This window comes from Branchiibius sp. NY16-3462-2 (assembly GCF_001594145.1).
Lineage (GTDB): Bacteria > Actinomycetota > Actinomycetes > Actinomycetales > Dermatophilaceae > Branchiibius.
This window is the reverse complement of record NZ_LVCF01000030.1, coordinates 73,981-91,550: the sequence shown is the minus strand read 5'-3', so window position 1 is coordinate 91,550 and position 17,570 is coordinate 73,981. Positions and strand designations below refer to the sequence as shown.

Annotated in this window: 18 protein-coding genes and 1 riboswitch; of the genes, 8 read left to right on the top strand and 10 right to left on the bottom strand. The window is 68.8% G+C overall.

Annotated elements, in window-relative coordinates; genetic code table 11:
- The coding region (cysS, locus tag AZH51_RS08345; RefSeq protein WP_291523180.1) for a cysteine--tRNA ligase at positions 1 to 1,236 on the top strand (1,236 nt) is incomplete at its 5' end.
- Between the two features lies 1 nt (position 1,237).
- On the top strand, positions 1,238 to 2,191 hold the full coding sequence (gene rlmB, locus AZH51_RS08340) for a 23S rRNA (guanosine(2251)-2'-O)-methyltransferase RlmB (RefSeq protein WP_291523179.1): 954 nt from the start codon (positions 1,238 to 1,240) through the stop codon (positions 2,189 to 2,191).
- Positions 2,192 to 2,244: 53 nt separating this feature from the next.
- Here the strand turns inward: rlmB and AZH51_RS08335 are convergent, their stop codons facing one another.
- On the bottom strand, positions 2,245 to 2,967 hold the full coding sequence (locus AZH51_RS08335; protein WP_291523176.1) for an RDD family protein: 723 nt from the start codon (positions 2,965 to 2,967) through the stop codon (positions 2,245 to 2,247).
- Between the two features lie 150 nt (positions 2,968 to 3,117).
- On the opposite strand from AZH51_RS08335, the gene AZH51_RS08330 reads away from it, so the two are divergent.
- Positions 3,118 to 3,552 carry a DUF2752 domain-containing protein gene (locus AZH51_RS08330; protein WP_291523174.1) on the top strand — a complete coding sequence of 145 codons (435 nt, stop codon included), beginning with the start codon at positions 3,118 to 3,120 and terminating at the stop codon, positions 3,550 to 3,552.
- Here the strand turns inward: AZH51_RS08330 and AZH51_RS08325 are convergent.
- The 4 genes from AZH51_RS08325 to AZH51_RS08310 all read right to left on the bottom strand — a co-directional run bounded on the left by AZH51_RS08325 (position 3,549) and on the right by AZH51_RS08310 (position 8,275).
- A complete protein-coding gene (locus AZH51_RS08325) occupies positions 3,549 to 4,793 on the bottom strand; it encodes a DUF4032 domain-containing protein (RefSeq protein WP_291523173.1) in 1,245 nt (414 codons plus the stop codon). The genes AZH51_RS08330 and AZH51_RS08325 overlap by 4 nt on opposite strands.
- A gap of 105 nt (positions 4,794 to 4,898) precedes the next feature.
- Positions 4,899 to 5,981: an ABC transporter ATP-binding protein gene (locus AZH51_RS08320; RefSeq protein ID WP_291523171.1), complete on the bottom strand. Its 1,083-nt coding sequence runs from the start codon at positions 5,979 to 5,981 to the stop codon at positions 4,899 to 4,901.
- Between the two features lie 108 nt (positions 5,982 to 6,089).
- Entirely contained in the window at positions 6,090 to 6,857 is a 768-nt protein-coding gene (otsB, locus tag AZH51_RS08315) for a trehalose-phosphatase (RefSeq protein WP_291523169.1), read from the bottom strand.
- Entirely contained in the window at positions 6,854 to 8,275 is a 1,422-nt protein-coding gene (locus tag AZH51_RS08310) for a trehalose-6-phosphate synthase (protein ID WP_291523167.1), read from the bottom strand. Before AZH51_RS08310 ends, otsB begins: the two co-directional genes overlap by 4 nt.
- Positions 8,276 to 8,359: 84 nt before the next feature.
- Here AZH51_RS08310 and AZH51_RS08305 point away from each other — a divergent pair, with 84 nt between their 5' ends.
- From AZH51_RS08305 to AZH51_RS08295, 3 genes are all read left to right on the top strand, one after another.
- Positions 8,360 to 8,797 carry a CBS domain-containing protein gene (locus tag AZH51_RS08305; RefSeq protein WP_291523165.1) on the top strand — a complete coding sequence of 146 codons (438 nt, stop codon included), beginning with the start codon at positions 8,360 to 8,362 and terminating at the stop codon, positions 8,795 to 8,797.
- Positions 8,798 to 8,864: 67 nt separating this feature from the next.
- A complete protein-coding gene (locus AZH51_RS08300; protein WP_291523163.1) occupies positions 8,865 to 10,649 on the top strand; it encodes a serine/threonine protein kinase in 1,785 nt (594 codons plus the stop codon).
- 114 nt (positions 10,650 to 10,763) lie between these two features.
- Positions 10,764 to 10,962: riboswitch (cyclic di-AMP (ydaO/yuaA leader) on the top strand.
- A gap of 8 nt (positions 10,963 to 10,970) precedes the next feature.
- A complete protein-coding gene (locus tag AZH51_RS08295; protein WP_291523161.1) occupies positions 10,971 to 11,756 on the top strand; it encodes a transglycosylase family protein in 786 nt (261 codons plus the stop codon).
- A 61-nt stretch (positions 11,757 to 11,817) separates the two neighbouring features.
- Here AZH51_RS08295 and AZH51_RS08290 read toward each other — a convergent pair whose 3' ends face one another.
- Positions 11,818 to 12,363, bottom strand: a complete 546-nt coding sequence (locus AZH51_RS08290) for a TetR family transcriptional regulator (RefSeq protein ID WP_291523159.1) — start codon at positions 12,361 to 12,363, stop codon at positions 11,818 to 11,820.
- Positions 12,364 to 12,430: 67 nt separating this feature from the next.
- Here AZH51_RS08290 and AZH51_RS08285 point away from each other — a divergent pair, with 67 nt between their 5' ends.
- Positions 12,431 to 13,033 carry a biotin transporter BioY gene (locus tag AZH51_RS08285; protein WP_291523157.1) on the top strand — a complete coding sequence of 201 codons (603 nt, stop codon included), beginning with the start codon at positions 12,431 to 12,433 and terminating at the stop codon, positions 13,031 to 13,033.
- A gap of 6 nt (positions 13,034 to 13,039) precedes the next feature.
- Here the strand turns inward: AZH51_RS08285 and AZH51_RS08280 are convergent, their stop codons facing one another.
- Positions 13,040 to 13,402 carry a helix-turn-helix domain-containing protein gene (locus tag AZH51_RS08280; protein WP_291523189.1) on the bottom strand — a complete coding sequence of 121 codons (363 nt, stop codon included), beginning with the start codon at positions 13,400 to 13,402 and terminating at the stop codon, positions 13,040 to 13,042.
- 98 nt (positions 13,403 to 13,500) lie between these two features.
- Here AZH51_RS08280 and AZH51_RS08275 point away from each other — a divergent pair, with 98 nt between their 5' ends.
- Positions 13,501 to 14,199, top strand: coding sequence for an SDR family oxidoreductase (locus tag AZH51_RS08275; protein WP_291523155.1), 699 nt, complete (start codon positions 13,501 to 13,503; stop codon positions 14,197 to 14,199).
- On the opposite strand, the gene AZH51_RS08270 is transcribed toward AZH51_RS08275, so the two are convergent.
- The 3 genes from AZH51_RS08270 to AZH51_RS08260 are packed head-to-tail and all read right to left on the bottom strand — an operon-like array spanning position 14,186 to position 17,569.
- The gene (locus tag AZH51_RS08270) at positions 14,186 to 14,797 is read right to left on the bottom strand and encodes a TetR/AcrR family transcriptional regulator (RefSeq protein ID WP_291523153.1); all 612 of its coding nucleotides are present in this window, start codon (positions 14,795 to 14,797) and stop codon (positions 14,186 to 14,188) included. The genes AZH51_RS08275 and AZH51_RS08270 overlap by 14 nt on opposite strands.
- Positions 14,794 to 15,576 (bottom strand): enoyl-CoA hydratase family protein, encoded by a 783-nt coding sequence (locus AZH51_RS08265; RefSeq protein WP_291523151.1) that lies wholly within the window; start codon positions 15,574 to 15,576, stop codon positions 14,794 to 14,796. Before AZH51_RS08265 ends, AZH51_RS08270 begins: the two co-directional genes overlap by 4 nt.
- A complete protein-coding gene (locus AZH51_RS08260; protein WP_291523149.1) occupies positions 15,569 to 17,569 on the bottom strand; it encodes a biotin carboxylase N-terminal domain-containing protein in 2,001 nt (666 codons plus the stop codon). The genes AZH51_RS08265 and AZH51_RS08260 overlap by 8 nt, the downstream gene beginning before the upstream one ends.
- Between the last annotated feature and the right edge of the window lies 1 nt (position 17,570).

Here is a 17,570-nt window from a genome sequence, read left to right as displayed (position 1 = left end):
CTCGAGGTCACCCTGGTCCGCAACGTCACCGATATCGACGACAAGATCCTGAACAAGTCCGCCGAAGCCGGTGTGGCCTGGAACGAGTGGTCCTACCGGTTCGAGCGGGCGACCAGCGATGCGCTGGACATCCTCGGTGTGCAGCGCCCGTCCTACGAGCCGCGCGCCACCGGACACGTCACCGACATGGTCGACCTGATGCAGATCCTGATCGAGAAGGGGCATGCCTACGTCGCCCCGGACGGCAGCGGCGACGTCTACTTCGACGTGCGGTCCTGGCCGGCGTACGGCGAACTGACCCACCAGCGCATCGACGACATGGAGTCCGCGGCCGACGCCGACCCGCGCGGCAAGCGTGACCCGCGCGACTTCGCCCTCTGGAAGGGCCGCAAGGCCGACGAGCCGGCGACGGCCAGTTGGCCCACGCCGTACGGCGATGGTCGCCCCGGCTGGCACCTGGAGTGCTCCGCGATGGCCCGGCGCTGGCTCGGTGACGAGTTCGACATCCACGGGGGTGGTATCGATCTGCGCTTCCCGCACCACGAGAACGAACTGGCCCAATCGCGCGCTGCCGGCTTTGGATTCGCGCGGTACTGGATGCACAACGCCTTCCTCACCCTGGCCGGGGAGAAGATGAGCAAATCTCTGGGCAACGGGCTGAGTGTGCCGGAGCTGACCCGCACCATCCGGCCGATCGTGCTGCGCTTCTACCTGGGGTCGGTGCACTACCGCTCGACGTTGGAGTACGCCCCCGGTTCACTGGCCGAGGCGGAGGCCGCGTTCAGCCGGATCGAAACCTTCCTGTCGCGAGCGCTGCCCGACGGCCCGGTCGAATCCGGCGCCGTCCCAGCCGATTTCGCGGCGGCGATGGACGATGACCTGAACATCTCCGAGGCGCTCGCAGTCATCTACACCGCGGTCCGCGACGGCAACAGCCTGGTGGCGGCCGGCGACGCGGCGGGTGCGGCGGCAGTCGCGACCGACGTGGTGGCGATGCTCGACGTGCTCGGGGTCAACCCCTACGACGCGCACTGGTCGGCGGATGACTCGGACGCCTCCTCGGACGCGCTCGCGGTGCTGGTCGAGAGCCTGCTCACCCAGCGGTCGGCGGCGCGCGCTGAGAAGGACTTCGCGACCTCCGACCGGATCCGCGATCAACTGTCGGCCGCCGGAGTCGCTGTCGCCGACAACCCCGACGGCGCCACCTGGTCGCTGTCTACCGACGGAAAGCACTGATATGCCTGGCAATTCACAGCGACGCGGATCGATCCGCAAGGGCACGTCGAAGAAGGGTGCCGTCGTCGGCAGCGGTGGCCAGCGCCGCCGCGGTCTGGAGGGCAAGGGCCCCACGCCGAAGGCAGCCGAGCGGCCCAACCACAAGGCGTACAAGTCGACGCAGCGCTCCAAGGCTCCGGCACGCACCGCAGCCAAGCGCAGCAACAAACCCAGCAGCGAGATGGTGGCGGGGCGCAACTCGGTCCTGGAGGCGTTGCGGACCGGGATGCCGGCAACGACGCTCTACCTCGCGGGTCGCATCGAGTCCGATGACCGGATTCGCGAGATTCTGAAGATCGCTGCAGCAGAGGCGATCCCGATCCTGGAGACGACGCGGCAGGAGCTTGACCGCCTGACCGACGGGGCCGTCCATCAGGGTGCGGCGCTGCAGATCCCGCCCTACGACTACGCGCATCCGGCCGATCTGATCGACCCGCAGGCACCGGGTATCCCCCTGGTGGTCGCCCTGGACGGCATCACCGACCCGCGCAACCTGGGTGCCATCATCCGGTCCGTGGCGGCCTTCGGCGGGCACGGGGTGATCGTGCCCGAGCGCCGCTCCGCGGGAATGACCGCTGCGGCATGGAAGACCTCCGCCGGAGCGGCCGCGCGAGTGCCAGTCGCCCTGGCAGGCAACCTGACCCGGACGTTGGAGGAGTTCCGCAAGGCGGGCTTCTTCGTGCTCGGCCTGGACATGGACGGTGACGTCGAACTTCCCGACATCACGTTGGCCACCGAGCCGTTGGTGATCGTGGTCGGCTCCGAGGGCAAGGGGCTGTCGCGCCTCGTCGGTGAGACCTGCGACCAGATCGTCTCGGTGCCGATGTCGTCGGCAGTGGAGTCGCTGAACGCCGGGATCGCGGCGTCGGTGACGCTCTACGAGATCTTCAAACAGCGCCAGGCGGGCAAGGCCTGACGCACAGAAGGGGCGCGACCGGGTGGTCGCGCCCCTTCTGTCGTCGGCAGGGACTATTTGTCCCAGTTCCTGAACGTCTCTTCGGCGCTGACCTTCGGCGCCGGGACAGCCACGGTGGTCATGATCTTGTCCGCCAGTGTCTGCCGCTTGGCGTCCCACAGCGGGAACAGCCAGCCGATGTAGCAGATCAACGAGTCGACCAGGTGGGCGATATCGCGCACGAAGGCCATCAGCGGCCCGATCGGTTGACCGGTCTGCTCACTGATCACCTTCACGCCGACCACGCCGCGGCCGACCGACTGCCCGGTCTTGCCACCCTTGTACCAACGGTTCCAGGCCACGACGAGTAGTCCGAGGACGCCCCCGACGAAGTCGAGGAACCCGCCGAAGCCGCCGCCGACGACGCGACCGAAGAGCTCGAAGATCCAGACCGGGATCGCCCCGATCAGCAAGTCGATGATGAAGCCGCCAGCGCGGGTTATCCACGGGGAGTAGGCATCCGGGCTGTTCGCCGCGTAGCCGGGTGCGGGGTAGCCGCCGGGCTGCTGGCCGCCGTAGCCGGGTGGGGGCGGATACGCCTGCCCGGGTTGCTGATAGGCCGGGGGCGGTTGGTAGGCAGGCGGCTGCTGGTAAGCGGGTGGCTGCTGGGGTGCTGAGTAATCCGGCGACCCCTGGGGTGCAGCCGGCGGCGGGGTGTATTGCGGCGGCTCCTGGCCGGGAGCGGGCTGGCCGGACTCGCCGTACGGATCGACAGGACCGCTGGAGTCGTTCGACATGATTCCTCCTTGAATGGCTGAGCGACGACGGTGCTCGTTCAGGTGAGCCTAGGGCTATCGGCGCGCGCCCGGCAGCAGATATCCCGGTTGTCGCGCGTGCTTTCACGCTGGTCAGGAGCCGCTCACCGGTCACGCAGTACCGTTGCCAGGGTGGACGGATCGGTGACGAGTCCGCGGGCGGTCCCGCGCGACGTACGTCGATGGGCGGCTCCTGCGCTGACCGCGGGCGTGGCGCTCGGTGGGCTGGCGGTCCTGCATGCGTGGACGCCCGGGGCGCACAGTTTCTACCCGCCCTGCCCGCTGTTGACGCTGACCGGTTTCTACTGCCCGTTCTGCGGTGGGTTGCGTGCGACCGCGGATCTGACGCACGGCGATGTGGCCGGCGCCTTCGCCCGCAACCCGATCGTGCCGCCGTTGTTGCTGGTTGCCCTACTCGCGTGGGCCCGGTGGGCCTGGTCGAGAGCGGTGGGACGGAACTGGCGACCGGCGCTCGGCACGCGAAGCACCTACTGGTTGTTGGGTTTTCTCGTGGTCTTCATGGTCGCCCGCAACGTGCCCGGATGGACCTGGTTGTCGCCGGCCTAGTTATTGGTGGCGCGCACCGGGATCGACATGGTGTCCACTCCCACGACCGCTGCCTCGTCCGGTTTGGCGGGCAGGATGCGGCGGACATAATCCTGCGTGGCGTCACCGATGCTGACGTCGTGGTCGGCGGCTTCGGAGAGATACCAACGGTTCTCGAGGACCTCGTGGAAGATCTCGGCAGGCTCCAGTTTCCCGCGTAGCTCGGGCGGCACCGCGCGGATCACCGGTTCGTAACACGCCGTGAGCCAGTCGTGGGCGACCTGCTCCTCGTCATCGTTCTGCCGGTCGGTCGCTGCTTGATAGGAGTCCAGGTCGTTCAACAGGCGGCGCGCCTGGTTGTCCTCGACATCCAGACCGGTCAGCCGCAGCAGCCGGCGCGAATGGTGCCCGGCATCAACCACTTTGGGCTGGATCTGCACGCTCGTGCCGTCGATGTCGGTGGTCATCGACAACTCATCGACATCGAAGCCCAGGTCGTTGAGCCGGCGGATCCGATCGTCGACCTTGAACAGCTTGCTGGCATCGAAGCGTTCGACGGCCGTGACCTCACGCCACAACAGGTCGTAGCGCTCCAGGATCAGCGCCGAGATGTCCACCGGATCGATCCGCTCGTCGACGAAACCGCCGGCCTGCAGGTCCATCAGCTCACCGGCGATGTTGACCCGGGCGATGTCCAGATCGTGTTCGCGCTGCCCGTCGGACAACGAATCGTGCAACTCGCCGGTCTCGGCGTCGACCAGATAGGCGGCGAACGCACCGGCGTTGCGTTTGAACAGCGTGTTGGACAGCGACACATCGCCCCACCAGAACCCCACCAGATGGAGTCGGACCAGCAGGGCCGCCAGGGCATCCAGGAGCCGGGTCGCGGTGTCGGCGCGCAGCGTCTGGCTCATCATCGCGCGGTAGGGCAGGGAGAACTGCAGGTGACGGGTCAGCAGGCAGGCGTCCAGCGGCTCTCCGGCCAGGTCGATCCGGCCGTCCACGACTCCGATGGGTTCCACCACCGGCTGGTCCAGGCGGCGCAGCATCCGCAGCATCTCGTACTCGCGGCGGGCGATATCGCCCTTGATCTCCTTGACCGCGACTACCCGGCCCTCGACGCGGGTGAATCGCACGATGTGCCGTGAGATACCGCGGGGTAGCGCGGCCAGGATCTCCTCGGGCCACTCCTCCAGGGGCAGTCGCCACGGCAGGCCGAGCAACGCCGGCCAGGGTCGTGCCGTGAGGATGTCGAGAGCCACGCTGTCCATCGTGGCACGCGGGCACCGACCGGGCACGCGCCGTACGGGCGAGCACACACCAGCGGCCCGCCCCCCGATGGGGACGGGCCGCCGGTGCGGAACCGATCAGTTGTTCTCGATGCGCTCGCCGTTGTCGGAGCGGAACAGGTGCACGTGGTCGGGGTTGGGCACGAAGTTGACCACCGCGCCCTTCTCCGGCACGTCGCGGCCGTCGACCCGGGCCACGACCGGCAGCTTCTCGCCGCCGACCTCGGTGCGCCCGTAGACGTAGGCGTCCGCGCCGAGTTCCTCGACCACGTCGACCTCGACCGGGATGCCCTCGTGCCCGTCCGCCAGTTTCAGGTCCTCCGGACGTACGCCGAGTGTCACCTTGCTGCCGGCCTCCTGCTTGGCGCCGGGCGTCAGGGGGACCTTCACCCCACCGATGTGCAGGCCTTCTTCGGTGACCGGCACATCGACCAGGTTCATCGACGGGGAGCCGATGAAGCCGGCGACGAAGGCGTTGTTGGGGTGGTTGTACATCTGGCGCGGAGTGTCGCACTGCTGCAGCACACCGTCCTTGAGCACCGCGACCCGGTCACCCATCGTCATGGCCTCGACCTGGTCGTGCGTGACGTAGACGGTGGTGACCCCGAGGCGGCGCTGCAGGGAGGCGATCTGGGTGCGGGTCTGCACACGCAGCTTCGCGTCCAGGTTGGACAGCGGCTCGTCCATCAGGAAGACCTGCGGCTGCCGCACGATCGCCCGACCCATCGCGACGCGCTGGCGCTGACCACCGGACAGCGCCTTCGGCTTGCGGTCGAGGTACTCGGTGAGGTCGAGGATCTTGGCGGCTTCCTCGACCCGGCTGCGGATCTCGGTCTTGTTGGTGCCGGCGATCTTGAGGGCGAAACCCATGTTGTCGGCGACCGTCATGTGCGGGTAGAGCGCGTAGTTCTGGAAGACCATCGCGACGTCGCGGTCCTTGGGGGACAGGTTGGTCACGTCGCGGTCGCCGATCAGGACGCGTCCGCTGTTGATCTCCTCCAACCCGGCGAGCATGCGCAGGGAGGTGGACTTACCGCAACCGGAGGGGCCGACCAGGACGAGGAACTCGCCGTCCTGGATCTCGATGTCGAGAGCATCGACGCTGGGCTTGTCGGCACCCGGGTAGATCCGGGTCGCCTTGTCATAGGTGACAGTGGCCATGCTGAATCAAACTCCTTCACCGGCAGGTACGTGCCGGACGATCCGTTGTGAAGAAACCTCCGCGCCGAGTGTGACGCGGAGCACGTCCACGGTAGCCGATAGGCGCCGTCAGCGCGCTATCAGGTCGCTGAGTGTTGTGAGAGTCTCGGCGACGGCCTGCGGATCGGCGATGCGGAACGCTGCTGCGGTATCCCCGTCGCCGACCTTGATCGTGACGTTGGTCGGGTCGCCGGAGAGGGCCTCGAACGCCGTTTCGTCGGTGAGGTCGTCGCCCAGGTAGATGGTCGCAGCCGCGCCCCGTGATTGCGAAAGGGCCTGCAGGGCAGCGCCTTTGGACACGTCGACGACCTGGACCTCAAGGATGCTCTTGCCGGCGATGACGACGACGTCATCCAGCGCACCGGCCTGCTCCTGGGCGTCTCGCAGCGCCGCATCCTCCTGCTCGGCCGGCATCCCCCTGGTGTGCAGCACGACCCCGGTGGGTTTGCCTTCGACCCGTGCGCCGGGGTGTTGCACCGCGACCGCTGCGATCACTTGCTCCGCGGCATCGAGACGTTGCTGGGCCGCAGCGTCGAACTCCGCCGCGATCAACTGCGGGTCACTGGACTGGGCGCCGTGCGACCCGATCAGCACAATCGGCTCGTCCTGCGTGATCCCCGTGAGATGGCGCAGCGTGGACAGGTCACGTCCGGACACCAGGGCCACGGTCACCCCCGCCGCGTCGGCCATCGCGCGAAGGGCCGTCATCGAGGCGGGCAGCGGTCGTGCGGCCATCGGGTCCGCGATGATCGGAGCCAGCACCCCGTCGAAGTCGCTGGCCACCACCAGAGGTGAGCGCTCGGCGTACGTCTGGAGGGCAGCGGTCAGGTCGGTCATCGGTCAGTCTCCCCCGCGGGTAGTTCGGGCGCAGCCTGCAGACTGGCCAGGAACGCCTCGGCCCAGTGGTGCACGTCATTGGAGAGTACGGCGCGGCGCATGGCCCGCATCCGCTTGCGGCGTTCGTCGATCGGAGCGCTGATCGCCGCGGTGATGGTCTGCTTCAACCGATCGACGTCGTGCGGGTTGCACAGATAGGCGCGTTTCAATTCGCCTGCGGCACCGGCGAATTCGCTCAACACCAGAGCCGCGTCGTCACGAGCACAGGTGACGAACTCCTTGGCGACTAGGTTCATGCCGTCCCGCAACGGAGTGACCAGAGCGACGTCGGCGGCCGCGTAGATCGCAGCCATCTCCTCCTTGGGGAAGGAGCGGCGCATATAAAGCACCGGGGTGTCCTCGAAGTCGGCGTGGTCACCGTTGATCCGGCCCACCGTCTGCTCGATCTGACCCCGCAGCACCCGGTAGGCCTGCAGGCGCTCGCGGCTCGGGGTGGCGATCTGCACCAGGCGGGTCTTATGGGGGTCCAGCCGCCCGTCGGCCAGCAGTTCGCCGTACGCCTTGAGTCGGTGCCGGATGCCCTTGGTGTAGTCGAGCCGGTCGACGCCCAGCAGCAGGACCTCGGGATCGCCCATCTCGGCGCGGATCTCCTTGGCCCGCTGCAGTGTCTCGGGGGAGGTGGCCAGGGCTCGCAGTTCCTCGACGTCGATCGAGATGGGCACCGCGGCGGCGCGTACCCGGCGGCCGTCGGGTGCGGTGACGACTTCGCCTTTCACGGTCGAATGCAGCAGCCGGCGGCACGCCTCACGGAAGTTGGCCGCGTCCGCGCGGACCTGGAAGCCGAGGAAGTCCGCACCCAGCAGACCCTCCAGCAGGGTCTCCCGGCCGGGCAGCTGCATGAAGATCTCGACCGGCGGGAACGGGATGTGGTTGAACCAGCCGATCCGCAGGTCCGGCCGGATGGCGCGCAGCAGCGCGGGCACCCGTTGCAACTGGTAGTCGTGCAGCCAGACGGTGGCCCCCTGCGCCGCGACCTCGCTGACCGCCTCGGCGAACCGCTGGTTGATGCGTTCGTACGACGACCGCCAGCGGCGCCGGAACGTCGCCGGCACGATGACGTCGTGGTAGAGCGGCCACAACGTGTCGTTGCTGTACCCCTCGTAGTAGTTGGTGACCTCGTCCTCGGTCAGCCCGATCGGGACCAGGTACATGCCGTTCTCCTCGAACGGCTCGGGCGGGTCTCCTGCGTCACCGGACCAGCCGATCCACGCCGCTTCGCGACCGCGCATGACCGACTCCATGGCCGTCACCAGCCCGCCGGGGCTGCGGCGCCACTCGACGCTGCCGTCCTCGGCGACCTCCTTGTCGACAGGGAGCCGGTTGGCGGCGATCACGAGATCGAAAGTGGGCGCGGTCACGTGTTCAGGATAGGTAGTCGCCGGGACCCTTCAGGAGCGGCGGTGAGCACTGACAGGTCCGCATGATCTGCGTTACATTCGAGTATGAGAGTCTCTGAGATCGTCCGCCGAAAGGGTAACGACGTCGTCACCGTCGCTCCCGGCGCCACTGTCAGCGACCTGGTCGCTCTCCTGAACCAACACCACATCGGCGCTGTCGTCGTGCTTGACGATGACCGCCGTCTCATCGGCATCGTGGGCGAACGCGACATCGTCCGCGGGTTGGCCGAGCAGGGCAGCGCGGTGCTGCAGCAACCGGTCAGCGCCCTGATGACCACCCAGGTCGAGACCTGCTCTCCCGGCGATGACGTCCCCGAACTCGCCGAACGCATGACCAGCCTGCGGATCCGGCACCTGCCGGTGACCTCCGAGGACGACGAGCCCGGGGTGCTGGCGATCGTCAGCATCGGCGACATCGTGAAGTCCCGCCTGGAGGAGCTCGAGCACGAGCGCAGTCAGCTGGAGAACTACATCTCGCAGTAACCCGCCTGGCCACGCCGAGCGGCCGACGAGGAACGGCGCACGTCCGCACACGACGTACCGTTGGTGCATGAGTAGCGCGGACGGGCCCGGGGGCTGGCCCGGAGTCGATCCGCACGCGGATCCGGACAAGACCGAGCCGATCCGGCGCCGGCTGCCCGGCGCCACCACCCAGCGGCCGCGGGAGATGCTCGGCGCCTACGAGCTGCTGGACCAGGTCGGTGAGGGCGGGATGGGCGTGGTCTACCGCGCCAAGGCGCCCGATGGCCAGTACGTCGCGCTGAAGGCGCTGCGGCCCTACATCGCACACGATCCCGACGCCCGGGCGCGCCTTCGCCGTGAGGTTGCCTCGCTGCGCCGCGTGCGCGCACCGGGAGTCGCCGCGCTGCTGGACGCCGACGTGGACGGTCCGCGGCCCTACCTGGTCACCGAATTCGTCTCCGGTCCGCCGTTGGACAAGGTCGTGGCCAACGAAGGCCCCTTCACCGATCAACGGCTGGCCGATCTGGCGCAGGGCCTGGCCGACGCGCTGGGCGCCATTCACCGGGCCGGTGTCATCCACCGCGACCTGAAACCGGGCAACGTGTTGGTGGGTCGCGACGGGCCGGTGCTGATCGACTTCGGTATCTCGCACGTCGCCGAGGACTCCCGGCTGACGATGACCGGACTGGTCATGGGCACGCCTGGCTACCTGTCGCCGGAGATGGTCGAGGGCGGTGAGGTGACCCAGGCCGCCGACTGGTGGGGCTGGGCGGCGACCTTGGCGTACGCCGCGTCGGGCACGCCGCCGTTCGGCCGCGGCCAGATGACCGCCGTGCTGGACCGGGTGCTGCGGGGGCAGGCCGATCTGAGCGGCGTCGATGACCGGATCCGGCCGTTGCTGGCCGCAGCTCTGTCACCGGACCCCGCGAGCCGACCCGGGACGCAACAGGTTCTGCACGAACTGCGGGTCTACGCCGCGGGCGGATACACCACCGGGCTGCCGGTGACCCAGCCGCCGCCGGCGACGCCGCCCACTGCACCCCTGCGGCCCGATACGACCAAGCGGTTGCCCGCGAACGGCGTACCGGCGGCTGGTTATGCGGCCTCAGCAGGGCGCGTCGCGCCGGCGAGCCGGCCACCCGCGCAGGTACATGCGGCCCACTACTGGGCACCCGCCCAGCCGGCCCCGGTGGCTCAGCCCGCGCCGTACGAACCGGCCCCGCGCCCGGCGCCGCCGACCGATCCGCGGATCGGACGATCCCCGCGGTCCGGCACGCTGGCCGCGCTGCTGGTCGGGGTGGTCGCGCTCAGTGCCGTGGCTCCCGTGGCCGCGTGGGCTGCGCTGCTGATCTGGTCGTTCGTCGCCCGGTGGGTCGACCGGGCCATGACGGCCATGGTCGTACGCCGATTCGATGCTGGCCGCCGGTCGACCGACCCGTTCGTGGCGGCCGCCGCCGCTCCCTGGCAGGCCTTCATCGCCGCCATCAGCACGGTGGTCGCAGCGATCCTGCCCGCTGTGGTGGGCGTCGCCGGTGCGGTCGCGACCGCCCTGGGTGTGGCCGTGCTCCACGCGGGGGACCCGCAACTGGGTCGTCCGCTGCCTATCGCGGTCGGGGTGCTGCTGGCGACGGCGCTGTCCTGGTGGGGCCCCGGCGGTCAGGCGCTGCGCCGTGGGTCGCGCAGCATCGTGCGGGCGGTGGCGCCGCAACCGGTCATCTCCAGGGTGCTCGTCGTGCTGGTCCTCGCGGTGGCCGTGGGCTGCGGCGTGCGTGCGGCCACGCACTGGCGGGAGGCGCCCAGCTGGTGGCCCTATTCCTCTGCCTCCGAAATCCCCGGATCAGGACTTATTCCGACACTGCCGAGCATCCGCTGAGGCGAATGTGGGACCCATTCACGATTCTGCGTAACGATCCGGTATCTTTCGTCGATAGTTCTTGCGGTGGGTAGCTTGCTGGCCGCCGGAACACCACAACTTCATGTTCGTCCGAGCGCCTGAACGCCGAGCCTCAACTCTCAGGCGCGTAGCCGTACCACCATGGTCCGGTGAGGACGGGGGACCCACCGCCGCTCCGCGGCGACTGGTCACGGATCCCGATCCGCGGCCTTGGGGTGAAGCCGGTTCGCCGGCCGGGCACCTGACAGCCCGAACCCGACAGCTCACCCCGCAGGCGTTCGTCAGGAAGGATCCTCTTTCGTGCGCTATACCCCGAAGCACGCTGCCCCCAAGCAGTCCACCTCTGCACGTCGCACCGCCACCGCAGTGGCCGTCGGAGCCAGCACCCTCGGCGCCGGCCTGATCGTCAACACCACCTCGGCCCACGCCGCGCCGGTCTCGGCTGTTGCCGCGACTGTCGCCCCGGCGTCGGTCTCCGTGAAGTCCGCCAGCTCGGGCGTCAAGCTCGCCGTTGACGGCGTGATCGGCCCGAAGACCACCAAGGCCCTCCAGCGTTGGGTCGGCGCTGGCCAGACCGGTTCGCTGAACCTGTCCACGCGCAAGGCGCTGCAGCGCAAGGTCGGCACCAGCCAGGACGGTGTGATCGGCCCCAAGACGGTCGCCGCGCTGCAGAAGAAGATCGGCCTCTCCCGTGACGGCGCGCGGTACCTCAACGCCCGCACCGTGAAGGGTCTGCAGAGCTACCTGAACCGCACCCTGAAGCTGACCGGCAGCGCGCCGGTGTCGAGCTCCGCCCCCTCCGGCGGCAGCTCCCGTGGCGGCGAGCGCCTGAACCTGGCCCGCGCAGCCATGTGGGACCGCATCGCGTGGTGTGAGTCGGGTCGGCGCTGGGGTCTGGTGGCCTCCAACGGCACCGGCACCTACTACGGCGGTCTGATGATGACCCACGACGCGTGGCGTATCGGTGGCGGTCTGGCGTTCTCCTACAACGCCAACCAGTCCTCCCGCGAGGAGCAGATCACCGTGGCCAACAACCTGTACGCCCAGCTGGGCCTGAAGCCGTGGAGCTGCCGTTACGCGGCCTGATCCCCGCTTCCATCCTGGAGGCCCCTCGCACGCTGCGGGGGGCCTTCGGTGTGCCCGGGCGTCAGCCGGGCGGGCGCAGGCCGGCTTCCAGCAGGGCGATCCCGGCGTCGAACTCTGCGTCACGGTCCGCGGCGGGTTGTTCGATGACGCCGAGCCGGGCCGCGAACTCCTGCTGTTGCTCGAAGAGGACGAAGCCCAAGACGTAGTGCACGGCGGTGCGGGCGGCAGTCCCGGCCTGCTCGGCGCCGGCCGCGGCGGTCTCGAACAGATCCAGCGCCGGCATGTCACTGAGGCCGAGCGCGTAGGAGCTGTAGACCAGCTCGGCGCCGTCCCGGTGGTCCAGCAGTGCGTCGCGGAACTGCTGCGCCACGCGCTGGAAGTCGCTGGCGTTGCTATCGCGCAGTGGCGCGAGGACGCGCTCGCTGACCGCGGCAAGCAGTGACTGTTTGTTGGGGAAGTGCCAATAGAGCGCACTGGGCTGTAGATCGAGGAAGTCGGCGATCCGCCGCATCGACAGCCCGGGCAGACCGTGAGTGTCCAGGATCTCCAGGGCCGCATCGACCACGTCGTCCGCGGTACGGCGGGCGGTTGCGGGACCGGCGGGCATGCGGCTACCGTACCTGAACAGTGTTCACCTGAATGGTGTTCAGGAAGCTTTGTAACCGGAGGTCCCGATGAGTCTCGAAGCCACGCACAACACAGCGATCAGCGTGCCCCGCGGCAAGGTGCGCGTCCTGGCTGACGTCCTGCCCGGCGGACTGGCCCGCGACGTGGTGCTGGTCGCGGCGACGGTGCTGTTGCTGATCGGCGCCGGCCAGGTCACGATCCCGCTGCCGTGGACTCCGGTGCCGCTGTCCCTAGGCACCTTCGCGGTGATCGCGTCCGGCGCGGCACTGGGATCCGTGCGCGGATTCGCCTCTGTCGCAATCTATTTCGTGGCCGGTATCGCGGGCGCGCCGATCTTCGCCCAGCACACCAGCGGCTGGCACTTCGCCTCCTTCGGCTACCTGATCGGCATGCTGGTCGCCTCGCCCCTGGTGGGCTACCTGGCGGAGCGGGGCTGGTCGCGCACCGTGCCGACCATGGCCGTCTCGGCAGCGATCGGCTCACTGGTGGTCTACGCGTTCGGCGTGCCGTGGCTGATGCACTTCGTGGGTGTCGACTTCAGCAAGGGCCTGTCGCTGGGCGTGACGCCGTTCCTGATCGGCGACGGCCTCAAGATCGCCGCGATCGCGCTGCTGCTGCCGGCTGGTTGGAAGCTGCTCGACCGCCGCTGAGGCGGTTCACGCCCGCTCGTCGTAGGCCCGGTTGGCTCGTTCCACCTGTGGCACGTGCGTCTCGGCCCAGTTGCGGACCGCGCTCAACGGCTCCAGGAGTGACCGGCCGAGCGGCGTGAGGCGATATTCGACGTACGGCGGGTGGCCACCTTTGTCGACGCGGGCGACTAGTCCGTCGTATTCCAGCGCGCGCAACGTCTCCGTCAGCACTTTCGGTGTGATGCCGGCGATATGCCGCTTCAACTCGGTGAAGCGCAGCGGCCGGTCGGCCAGTGCGGTCACCACGAAGACGGTCCAGCGAGCACCGATCCGGTGCAGCACTACCCGGCTCGGACAGGTCGGAGCCATCACGTCGTACGCCTTCGCCATCACCAATCACTCCTGGTCAGAGTCGGTTTCGTTGTAGATACCGGTATCAAATCAATACCTTTGTCACTAACAGCGTAACTGCGACGAAGGAGAAGGCGATGACAGATCTGACCGGCCAGCGTGTGTTGGTGATCGGTGGCGGCAAGAATCTCGGACTGGCGCTGGCGCGCAAGGCGAAGGATCTCGGCGCGACCGTGGCGATCGGCGTACGTTCGGCTCAGGAGGTCGCCGACACGGTCGGCGAGGAGTTCCAGATCATCCCGCTGGACATCACCGACGAGGCCTCGATCGCCGCTGCGGCAGCGGAATTGGGCACCGTGGACCACATCGTCTCCACGGCGGCCGCGCACCACAACGTTCCCGTCGCGGACCTCGACAAGGCGGCCACCCTCACGGCGTTCGACGCCAAGGTCGTCGGCCCGTTGCTGGTGGCCAAGCACTTCGACGTGACCGGCTCCATCGTGTTGTTCTCGGGAGTTGCTGCGTGGCGGCCGTCACCGGGGTACGCGGTCATGGGGATCACCAACGGTGCGGTCGCGTTCGCGGTCTCCCACCTGGCCAAGGAATTGGCGCCGGTGCGCGTCAACGCGGTGTCACCGGGGATCATCGACTCGGGCACCTACGACGCGATGCCGGCCGCGGACCGGCAAGCCTTCTTCGCCGGGGTCGCGGAGGGCAACCTGGCCGGTCGGGTCGGCACAACGGACGACATCGTCGACGCGGTGGCGTGGTTGTGGGGTGCCGGTTTCGTCAGCGGGGAGACGATTCACGTCGAGGGCGGCGTCAGAGCGTTTTGATCGACGACTCCAGGACGGCGCCCCACTCGGCCGCTATCCGTTTGCGGCGCTTCGAGTCGTCGGTCAGCACGTCCGCCAGACCAAGGCCGCGGGCGAGGTCCAAGGTGGCCTGGATCAACCGATGGGTGGTGGGGTCGGAGTCGTCGGCGTTGAGCAGGCGCACCGCCATCTCGTGGGTGCCGCGACCGAGCCGTCGCTCCATCGGCACCAGGCGGTCGCGCAGGGCATCGTCCGCCGCGGCGGCGGTCCACACCTGCAATGCCGCTTTGAAGAAGTCATCGGCGTAGTACTCGATGAGCACGCTCACCGCCCGCCGTTGCCGGTCGGGGCCCTGGAGGTCGGTCTCGAGCGAGATCATCGCCTCCCGGCGGCGCTCGAAGATGTAGTCCAGTGCCGCGAAGTTCAGATCTTCGCGGGTCGGGAAGTGGTGTTGCGCGGCGCCACGACTGATTCCGGCCTCGGTCGCGATGTTGGCGACGGTGGCGTTGTCCCAGCCGTCCCGGGCCAGGCAGGTGATCGCGGCCTGAAGCAACCGCTGCCGCGTGGCCCGGCTGCGGTTCTGTTTAGGCTCGCGCACCTCGCGATCGGTGGTGGTCACCTCGCCCACCGCGGCGGCCGCTTCTCCAGGAAGGCGGTCATCCCCTCACGTGCCTCGTCGCTGGCGAAGAGACGGGCCGACTGCTCGACGACGAGCGATCGGTCTGCGTCAAACCGTTGCAGCAGAGGGCGATTGAGCAGGAGCTTGGTCTCCGACAACCCCTGCGGGGAGCACCTGAGTAGGTCCTCCAGGACGCCGTGGGTGGCGCCGTCGAGGTCGGCGGAGTCGGGTACGGCGTGTGTCACCCAACCGCGCTCCGCACCTTCCAGCGCGGTCAGGACCCGTCCCGTCAGCGCAAGGTCCGCTGCGTCCCGGCTGCTCAACCTCGGCAACACGGTCAACGAGATCACCGACGGCGCCAGACCCAGTCGGGCCTCGGTCAACGCGAAGGTGGTCCGTGGACCGGAGATCACGATGTCGCAGGCGCCGACCAGTCCCATACCGCCGGCCCGCACGTGGCCATCCAACCGCGCCACGACCGGCTTGCTCAGGGCCAGCATCGACCGCAGCACGTCGGCCAACGCCTCACCGCGGGCCGTCACCGGGTCAGCACCCTCTGGCAGATCGGCGGCTGCTGACAGGTCTGCCCCGGCACAGAACGTGCCACCGGTGTGGGTAAGCACGACGACTCGAACGTCGGGAGATGAATCTGCCTGCTGCAGCGACGATTTCAGTGCCGACACCAATGGGTCCGAGAGGGCGTTGCGGTTGTGCGGCGAGTCCAGGGTGATCGTCGCTACGCCGTGGGCGACCTCGTAACGGACCACCTCGTCAGTCATCGCTCACCACCGCCAGCACAGCACCCGGCTCCACCTGGGTGCCCTGGGCGACCAGCCCGGTGACGACGCCGTCGGCGGTCGCGAGCACCGCGTGCTCCATCTTCATCGCCTCCAGCCAGAGCAACGGCTGGCCGTGGGTCACGGTGTCGCCGTCACTCACGGCGACCCGCGACACCACACCGGGCATCGGCGCCACCAATGAGCCCGGCGTCGCCAGCGTGGAGGGGTCGATGAAGCGGGGGACGACCGCCAGGGTCAGGGAGCCATCGGGGCCCTGCACGTGCACCCGCTGCTCGTCCCGCACCCTTGAGCGACCCACCCGGAAACGGGTTCGCAAACCGGCCTGCTCGACCTCGACCGCCTCCGCGGAGGCAGTCACGATCCGCAACTCATCCAGGGGCGGGGTAGTGATCAACACCCCGTCCCGGGCGAACCGGTAGCCGACGGTGGTCTCATCCTCGCCGTTCAGGTAGCTGCGGGTCTGCGGCGCCGACACCACGTTGCGCCAGCCCGACGGCAGGTCAGCATCGACCACGGCCCCGGCTCGTTCGGATGCAGCGTCCGCGACGGCAGCGACGACCGAGGCCAAACGTGGCGAGATCTGCTGCGCGCGTGTGAGGTCCCCCGGATCGTGGGAGTTGAAGTAGCCGGTGTCGAACTCCCCGGACAGGAACACCGGGTCCCGCAACACGCCCACCAGGAGGTCACGGTTGGTGACGACACCCTCGATCACGCTGTCCTGCAGTGTCTTTGCCAATAGCCGGCAGGCCTCGAGCCGGGTCGGTGCGGTGGCGATGATCTTGGCCAGCATCGGGTCGTAGTGCACCCCGATGGTGTCGCCGGCCTCGGTGCCGGAGTCCAGCCGGATCCCGCGCACCGGGGTCAGCGTGAACTGCTCGGTGACGTCCGGCACCGCGAAGCCGGACATCGTGCCGGACTGGGGCTGCCAGTCCGCGCTGGGGTCCTCGGCGTAGAGCCGGGCCTCGATGGACCAGCCGTGCATCTGCGGTTCGTCCCCGACCAACGGCAACCCGGTGGCGACATCCAACTGCAGCCCGACCAGGTCCAAGCCGGTCACGTTCTCGGTCACCGGGTGCTCGACCTGCAGGCGGGTGTTCATCTCCAGGAAGAAGAATTCACCGTCGTGGTCGGCCAGGAACTCCACGGTCCCGGCCCCCACGTAGTCCACGGCTTTGGCGGCAGCCCGGGCCGCGTCGTACAGGCGATCGCGCATCCCGGCCCCGACCCGCTCGACCAGGGGAGCGGGCGCCTCCTCGAAGACCTTCTGGTGCCGGCGCTGGATCGAGCACTCGCGCTCGCCGACCGCCCAGACCGTGCCGTGCGTGTCGGCCATGACCTGGACCTCGATGTGCCGGCCGGTCTCGACGTACCGCTCGCAGAAGACCGTCTCGTCCCCGAAGGCCGACTTCGCTTCTCGCGCAGCGGTTTCGATCTCGCCGGGCAGATCCGGGAGGGAACGGACGACGCGCATGCCGCGACCGCCGCCACCGGCCGACGCCTTGATCAGGACGGGCAGGTCCTTCTCAGTGACGGCGTCCGGTTGCAGCCGGTTGAGGACGGGGACGCCCGCGTCGGCCATCATCGCCTTGGACTCGATCTTGGAACCCATTGCGGCGATCGCGGCCGGGGGCGGTCCGAGCCAGACCAGACCGGCGTCCAGCACGGACTGTGCGAAATCGGCGTTCTCCGACAGGAATCCGTAGCCGGGGTGAATGGCGTGCGCGCCGGCGGTCAGCGCGGCGGCGATGACCAGGTCGCCGCGCAGATACGTCTCGGCGGGGGAGGAGCCGGGCAGATGCACCGCACGGTCGGCTTCGCGCACGAACGCGGCATCGCGGTCCGCATCGGAGAACACCGCGACCGTGTCGATACCGCGATCACGGCAGGTGCGGAAGACCCGACGCGCGATCTCACCGCGGTTGGCTACGAGGACCCGGCCGATCGGGGCGGTCTTGATGGTGGGTGAATACACA

What these genes read in the sequence shown, in the direction of transcription:
- rlmB (WP_291523179.1), top strand. Translation starts at nt 1,238, where the DNA reads ATGCCTGGCAATTCACAGCGACGCGGATCGATCCGCAAGGGCACGTCG.
- AZH51_RS08335 (WP_291523176.1), bottom strand. Translation starts at nt 2,967, where the DNA reads ATGTCGAACGACTCCAGCGGTCCTGTCGATCCGTACGGCGAGTCCGGC.
- AZH51_RS08320 (WP_291523171.1), bottom strand. Translation starts at nt 5,981, where the DNA reads ATGGCCACTGTCACCTATGACAAGGCGACCCGGATCTACCCGGGTGCC.
- otsB (WP_291523169.1), bottom strand. Translation starts at nt 6,857, where the DNA reads ATGACCGACCTGACCGCTGCCCTCCAGACGTACGCCGAGCGCTCACCT.
- AZH51_RS08305 (WP_291523165.1), top strand. Translation starts at nt 8,360, where the DNA reads ATGAGAGTCTCTGAGATCGTCCGCCGAAAGGGTAACGACGTCGTCACC.
- AZH51_RS08300 (WP_291523163.1), top strand. Translation starts at nt 8,865, where the DNA reads ATGAGTAGCGCGGACGGGCCCGGGGGCTGGCCCGGAGTCGATCCGCAC.
- AZH51_RS08290 (WP_291523159.1), bottom strand. Translation starts at nt 12,363, where the DNA reads ATGCCCGCCGGTCCCGCAACCGCCCGCCGTACCGCGGACGACGTGGTC.
- AZH51_RS08285 (WP_291523157.1), top strand. Translation starts at nt 12,431, where the DNA reads ATGAGTCTCGAAGCCACGCACAACACAGCGATCAGCGTGCCCCGCGGC.
- AZH51_RS08280 (WP_291523189.1), bottom strand. Translation starts at nt 13,402, where the DNA reads ATGGCGAAGGCGTACGACGTGATGGCTCCGACCTGTCCGAGCCGGGTA.
- AZH51_RS08275 (WP_291523155.1), top strand. Translation starts at nt 13,501, where the DNA reads ATGACAGATCTGACCGGCCAGCGTGTGTTGGTGATCGGTGGCGGCAAG.
- AZH51_RS08265 (WP_291523151.1), bottom strand. Translation starts at nt 15,576, where the DNA reads ATGACTGACGAGGTGGTCCGTTACGAGGTCGCCCACGGCGTAGCGACG.